At 75.5% G+C, this 5,231-nt stretch carries 6 protein-coding genes; 3 read left to right on the top strand and 3 right to left on the bottom strand.

What is annotated here, in order from left to right:
* Positions 1 to 437: TetR/AcrR family transcriptional regulator (locus ACFV61_RS28390; RefSeq protein ID WP_380494652.1), on the bottom strand; the 437-nt coding region annotated here is incomplete at its 3' end.
* Positions 438 to 582: 145 nt separating this feature from the next.
* Between ACFV61_RS28390 and ACFV61_RS28385 the strand changes: the two genes are divergently transcribed.
* On the top strand, positions 583 to 1,284 hold the full coding sequence (locus ACFV61_RS28385) for an SDR family oxidoreductase (RefSeq protein WP_380494651.1): 702 nt from the start codon (positions 583 to 585) through the stop codon (positions 1,282 to 1,284).
* Between the two features lie 65 nt (positions 1,285 to 1,349).
* Positions 1,350 to 1,772, top strand: a complete 423-nt coding sequence (locus ACFV61_RS28380; RefSeq protein ID WP_063352960.1) for a tautomerase family protein — start codon at positions 1,350 to 1,352, stop codon at positions 1,770 to 1,772.
* Positions 1,773 to 1,916: 144 nt separating this feature from the next.
* Here the strand turns inward: ACFV61_RS28380 and ACFV61_RS28375 are convergent, their stop codons facing one another.
* Positions 1,917 to 3,398: a serine aminopeptidase domain-containing protein gene (locus ACFV61_RS28375; protein WP_380494649.1), complete on the bottom strand. Its 1,482-nt coding sequence runs from the start codon at positions 3,396 to 3,398 to the stop codon at positions 1,917 to 1,919.
* Positions 3,399 to 3,498: 100 nt separating this feature from the next.
* A complete protein-coding gene (locus ACFV61_RS28370) occupies positions 3,499 to 3,867 on the bottom strand; it encodes an ArsR/SmtB family transcription factor (RefSeq protein WP_380339198.1) in 369 nt (122 codons plus the stop codon).
* 111 nt (positions 3,868 to 3,978) lie between these two features.
* Here ACFV61_RS28370 and ACFV61_RS28365 point away from each other — a divergent pair, with 111 nt between their 5' ends.
* Complete coding sequence (locus ACFV61_RS28365) at positions 3,979 to 5,193, top strand: MFS transporter (RefSeq protein ID WP_380494647.1); 1,215 nt, start codon at positions 3,979 to 3,981, stop codon at positions 5,191 to 5,193.
* Positions 5,194 to 5,231 lie beyond the last annotated feature (38 nt).

The following is a 5,231-nucleotide window of genomic DNA, read 5'->3' as shown; positions in this document are numbered from 1 at the left end:
ACCAGGCTCTGGATCTGGTAGAGCAGCGTCTGGATCCGGGAGGTGGCGCCGCGCAAGGCGGCGCGGGCGGCGGCGGCGCCCCGGGCTGCGGCGGCGCAGCCCTGGCCGGGGTTGTCGCGGTGGAGGGTGGAGAGGTAGCGGGCGAGGAACTCGGCGCGGGGGGTGGGGTGTTGGGGAGCGGGCGCGCCGGGGGCGGGGTCGTCGGCGAGGCGGTCCATGGCTTCGCGGCGTTCGGTGAAGGCGGCGGCGAGGGCTTGGGCGACGAGGTCGTCCTTGGAGGCGAAGTGCCGGTAGAAGCCGCCGTGCGTCAGGCCTGCGGCGGCCATCGCCTGGGGGACGCTGACCTGGTCGGAGCCCTGCTCCCGGATCAGTCTGGCGGTGTGGTCGATCACCTCCTGGCGGTGGCGTTCGGCCTCGGCCCGTGACACGCGGGGCATGCCTGCGTTCCTTTCCTCGTCCTGCGGTGGTGGTGGTCCTACTTTCCCATCCGGGCTTCCCCATCCAGTTTAGATGATGGTAATAATCTAAACGTTGCGGTGCCCCGGCTGCGGGCACCGCCTTCCGAGAGCGAGGAACACGCACATGACCGTGATCGACGGCTCCACCGCCCTGGTCACCGGAGGCCTGCGCGGCCTCGGCCGGGCGTTCGTCGGGGAACTGCTGGCGCGCGGCGCGAAGAAGGTCTACGCCACCGCCCGCACCCCCGTACCCAGCGAGGACGCACGGGTGGAGGTCCTCGCCCTGGACGTCACCGACGACGCCTCGGTGGCCGCCCTGGCCGAGCGCGTCCAGGACGTCGACCTCGTCTTCAACAACGCCGGCGTCCTGTACCCGGGAGCGCTGCTCACCGCCGACCTGCGGCAGGTCCAGGAGACCTTCGACACCAACGTCCTGGGCCCGCTGCGCATCGCCCGGGCCTTCGCGCCGGTGCTGGCGGCCCGTGGCGGCGGGGCGCTGGTCGACATCCACTCCGCGCTGTCCTGGGGCGCGGGCGCCGGCGCCTACGGCGCCTCCAAGGCCGCCCTGTGGTCCCTGACCAACTCCCTGCGCCTGGAACTCGCCGCCCAGCACACCCAGGTCGTCGGCGTGCACCTGGGCTTCGCGGACACCGAGATGGTGGCGGCCCTGCCCGTCGACAAGATCCCGGCCGCCGAGGTGGCCCGCATCGTCCTGGACGGCGTCGAGCGCGGCGATCGCGAAGTCCTCGTCGACGACCTCACCCGGGCGCTCAAGTCCGCGCTCCCCGGCCCGGTGGAGGGCCTCACCATCCCCATCCGCCGCTGACCCGCACCCCGCCGAAACCGCCGAAACCCGCCGGCCACCGCCGGCCGACACCGAGGAGAACACCCATGCCGCTGTGGCACGTCTACCACCCTCCCGGCACCTACACCCCCGGGCAGAAGCAGCAGCTCGCCGCCGACATCACCGGGTTCTACACCCGCTTCGGACTGCCGAAGTTCTACGTGATGACGCTCTTCCACGAGATCGGCGCCGACTCCTTCCACGTGGGCGACCAGCCCGCGCACGACGCGGTGCGGATCGTGGTCGAGCACATCGCCCGGCACACCGAGGACCCCGACCTGCGCAAGCGCACCCGGGAGGCCCTCGCCGCCCTCCTCGCGCCCCACACCACCGGGCGCGGCCTGTACTGCGAGTTCCACATCGACGAGACGCCCCGGGACCTGTGGATGATGGACGGGATCTCCCCGCCCCCGCCCCAGAGCGAGGCCGAACAGCTGTGGGCCCGCGAGAACCGCCCGATCCCCTACTGATCCCCTGCCGATCCCCTGCCGACGGACGCCCCGGCACGGCGCCGCCGCGAGAAGTCGGACAGGCCGACTTCCCACTCCAGGACCCGCCGCCCCGGCACCCCGCGGGCGGTGGGTCCTGGCCGGTTCAGGCCGGTTCAGGCCGGTTCAGGCGTCGAGGGTGATCTCGGGGTAGTGCGGGGAGGGGGCGTCGAAGAGGGTGGTGGGGCGGCGGCGCAGGTGGAGCTGGAAGTAGGCGGTGAGGTAGGCGCGTTGGGCGGTGACGGCGCGCAGCGGGTCGCCGGTGCCGAGGAAGTGCTCCAGTTGGTCGGCGGGCCAGGCGATCACGTCCTGCCCCTGGGGGACGAGGAGTTGGAGGTCGGTGTAGGACAGGTGGCCGGAGCGGGTGAGGGTGAGCCGGCGGCGCCAGCCCGTCAGGTGGGGCCACAGGGTGTCCCACATGGCGTCGCGGGCGGGGCTGGCCCAGGTGGAGGCCATGAGCAGCAGGGGGCGCGGCTGGTCGGCGGTGGCGCAGGTGCCGAAGAGGGGGCCGTCGAGGACGGCTCCGGCGCGGATGCGGGGGTCGTCGTGGAGGGCCTGGGCGGTGGTGGCGCCGCCCATGGAGTGGCCGAACATGGCGACGGCCTCCGGGTCGAGGGCCTGGGCGAGGCCGGCGGGCAGGGGGCGGTGGTCGGCGTCGGGGTCGGCGCCGGCGGCGAGGTCGGTGAGGCGGTCGAGGACGAGGCGGACGTCGGCGGCGCGGTAGGCGACGATGTCGGCGTCGGTCATGGCCTGGACGGCGGCCTTGTCGCGTACTTCCAGGCGGTGGCCGGGGAATTCAATCTCGCCGGCGTCGAAGGTGTGGTCGACGGCGGCGACGACGTGGCCGGGGGAGGCGAGTTCCTCGGCGCGAGCGGGGTTGAATGCGGAGTCGCCCCCCGATCCCGGGGGGTTTTGTTCCACCGGGGGGGGGCCCCGGGGGCGGGGGCGGGGGGCGGGGGGTCTCGCGCGCGCGGGGGCGATTGGGCGCGGTCGGGCGGGGGGGGGCCCCCCCCCCCCCCGGCGCGGGGGGGGCGGGGGGGGGCCCCCCGCCCCCACGACGTGGCCGTGGGAGGCGAGTTCCTCGGCGAGAGCGGTGTTGAAGGCGGAGTCGCCGCCGGAGCCGTGGGAGTTGAGGACGACGGGGTGGCGGCACGAGGTCTCGGCGGGGGCGTCGGTGTGGGCGTGGGTGGTGGGCCAGTCCAGGCCGGCGGCGGGGACCTGGAAGTAGGCGGTCTCCAGGTGGGCGGTCTCGGCGGGGCTCATCCAGGGGGCGCGGGGGTGGCCGGCGACGCGGGCGGCGGGGTACCAGAGGCGGGTGCGCAGCTCGCGCGGGCGCGGGGTGGGGGCCCAGCGGTCGGGGCGGGCGGGGTCGACCAGGTGCAGGGTGGTGGTGCCGACGGGGTGGGGCCCGGTGGGGGCGGGCAGCATCAGGCGCGGGGGCCGGCCCGGGGGTGAGGGCGGGGCGGCGGCGCGGGTGGCGGCGCGGGCGGGGGCGGTGCCCGCGGCGGTGAGCAGAGCGGTGGCGGCCAGGGCGGCCAGGGCGCTGCGGCGGCCGAACTGCGGGGCGGCAGCGGCGTACGGGGTGGTCACGGTGTGCGGGGTGGTCATGGGCCCACGGTGGCGGGTCGGGCCCTGCGGGCGCGTCGGGCCGGCGCAGGAGCGCCGGGCGGCGGGTACGACCGCGGGCATAGGCCCCGGGGCGCAGGCCTCAGCCGGAGACGGCGGGCCCAGCGGGCGCGGCGGGAGCTGCGGGGGCAGCGGGCGCACCGGTGAGGAGGGCGTCGAGCAGGCCGGGGAAGCGGGTGTCGAGGTCGGTGCGGCGCAGGCTGACGAAGCGGTTGCGCCCGGCGACGCGGGTGGTGGTGACGCCGGCCTCGCGCAGGACGCGCATGTGGTGGGAGACGGTCGACTTGTGGAGGTGCTCCAGGCCCAGGTCGCGGGGGGCGCAGGAGTGTTCGGCGCCGTCGGCGTAGCTGAGCAGCAGGGTCATCCGGACGGGGTCGCCGAGGGCGTGCAGGACCGTGACGAGGTCGATGTCGGCGGTGGTGGGCTGGGGCAGCCGCTCGTCTTCGGTCATGGCGCGTGATCCTCGTCGGGTCGTCGATGGTTTGACAATCATCCACCCATCCCTAGTGTTTGACGAGCGTCAAACTGTTGCCCTATCGTCAAACAATCGGGGGGCTTTTCCATGCCCGTACGCCTGCTCCTGCTCGCTCTCGGCACCTTCGCCATGGGCACCGACTCGATGGTCGTCGCCGGCATCCTCGGCCTGATCGCCGCCGACCTGGGGGTGTCCGTGCCGGCCGCGGGCCAGCTGGTCACCGTCTTCGCGCTCGGCTACGCGCTGCTGGCCCCGGCGCTGGCCGCGCTCACCGCCCGCTGGCCGCGCCGGCGGCTGCTGCTGACCGCGCTCGTGGTGTTCAGCGCGGCCAACGCGCTCAGCGCGCTCGCCCCGAACTACGGCCTGCTGCTGGCCACCCGGGTCCTGGCGGCCGCCGGGGCCGCGCTGTACACGCCGACCGCCAACGCGGTGGCCACCACCCTGGTCGCCCCCGAGCGGCGCGGACGGGCGCTGGCCACCGTGCTGGGCGGGATGACGGTGGCCACCGCGCTGGGCGTGCCGCTGGGCACCTGGGTGGGGCGCGGCGACTGGCGGATGACGATGTGGCTGGTCACCGCGCTGGGCGTGGCGGCGCTGGCGGGGCTGGCGCTGCTGCTGCGCGACCTGCCGGCGCCGGTGGCGGCGCCGGGGCTGCGGGCGCGCCTGGCCCCGCTGGGGCAGCGGCGGGTGCTGGGGGCGGCGGCCACCACGCTGGCGTTCTTCCTGGCCTTCCAGTGCGTCTACATCTACCTGGCCACCGCCGTCTCGGGGGCGACCGGGGGCGACGCGGACCGGCTGAGCCTGGTACTGCTGACGGCGGGCGTGATGTCGGTGGCGGGCAGCTGGCTAGGCGGGCGCCTGGTGGACCGGGTCGGGGTGCGGCGGGTGCTGCTGACCGGCTCGACGGTGGCGGCGGGCGCGTTCGCCGCGCTGCCATGGCTGGGGCGCAGCATGCCGGGGGCGCTGGTGTACGCGGCGGTGGTGCCGCTGGCGGGGTGGGCGGTGTCGGTGGCGCTGCCGCACCGGCTGGCGTCGATCGATCCGGGGAACGCGCCGCTGCTGATCTCGCTGAACAGCAGTGCGCTGTACCTGGGGACGGCGGCCGGGGGCGTGGCGGGCAGTGCGGCGATCGCGGTGCTGGGCGGGCGGTGGTTCCCGTTCGCGGCGGCGGGGCTGGCGCTGGTGGCGGCGGTGACGGCGGCGGCGACCACGCGGGACGCGCGGGCGGGTGCGCCGGCGGCGGCGGAGGTGGCGTCGGGGGCGGCGCCGGCCCCGGCGCGGGCCTGGTACGGGGTGTTATAAACAGAGGAAGCTGCCCACGACCAAGCCAGTGTTGATGT

This window comes from Kitasatospora sp. NPDC059817, from assembly GCF_042731835.1.
GTDB lineage: Bacteria > Actinomycetota > Actinomycetes > Streptomycetales > Streptomycetaceae > Kitasatospora.
Note: the sequence above shows the minus strand (reverse complement) of the source record. Positions and strands in the feature narration are given on the sequence as shown.

Bases quoted from the DNA above. Each gene is read 5' to 3' on its own strand.
- ACFV61_RS28380 (WP_063352960.1), top strand. From the start codon at position 1,350: ATGCCGCTGTGGCACGTCTACCACCCTCCCGGCACCTACACCCCCGGG.
- ACFV61_RS28370 (WP_380339198.1), bottom strand. From the start codon at position 3,867: ATGACCGAAGACGAGCGGCTGCCCCAGCCCACCACCGCCGACATCGAC.
- ACFV61_RS28375 (WP_380494649.1), bottom strand. From the start codon at position 3,398: ATGACCACCCCGCACACCGTGACCACCCCGTACGCCGCTGCCGCCCCG.
- ACFV61_RS28365 (WP_380494647.1), top strand. From the start codon at position 3,979: ATGCCCGTACGCCTGCTCCTGCTCGCTCTCGGCACCTTCGCCATGGGC.
- ACFV61_RS28385 (WP_380494651.1), top strand. From the start codon at position 583: ATGACCGTGATCGACGGCTCCACCGCCCTGGTCACCGGAGGCCTGCGC.